Source organism: Salinimicrobium oceani (assembly GCF_012037645.1).
The window spans coordinates 1-467 of record NZ_JAAVJR010000567.1; the positions used below are offsets into that span (position 1 = coordinate 1).

Genomic DNA, 467 nt, shown 5'->3' on the forward strand with positions numbered 1-467 from the left:
TGTGAGATCGGGGAGGCAGACTTCTATGTTGGTTCTTATTCCTTTGGCGACCGCACCAGGGCTTTTCTAAAAGTACAGGACGGGTGTGACTATAAATGTACTTACTGCACCATTCCGCTGGCGAGAGGAATTTCCAGAAGCGATACTCTGGGAAATGTTCTGGAGAATGCAAAAAAGATCAGCGAAAAAGGCATCAAGGAGATCGTACTCACCGGGGTTAATATTGGAGATTACGGAAAAGGAGAGTTTGGAAATAAAAAGCATGAGCATACCTTTCTGGACCTGGTAAAGGCATTGGATACTGTGGAAGGAATTGAAAGGCTAAGGATATCTTCTATTGAGCCTAACCTTCTGAAAAATGAAACCATAGACTTTGTTGCCCAAAGCAATGCCTTTGTGCCCCATTTTCATATTCCGCTGCAAAGCGGAAGCAACGCAGTCTTAAAAGCAATGCGTCGCCGTTACTT

1 protein-coding gene is annotated in these 467 nt (G+C 44.3%); it reads left to right on the forward strand.

Features of this window, described 5'->3' with window-relative positions; genetic code table 11:
- A partial coding sequence (locus HC175_RS18280) for a radical SAM protein (protein ID WP_168139667.1) occupies positions 1-467 on the forward strand: 467 nt, incomplete at both ends.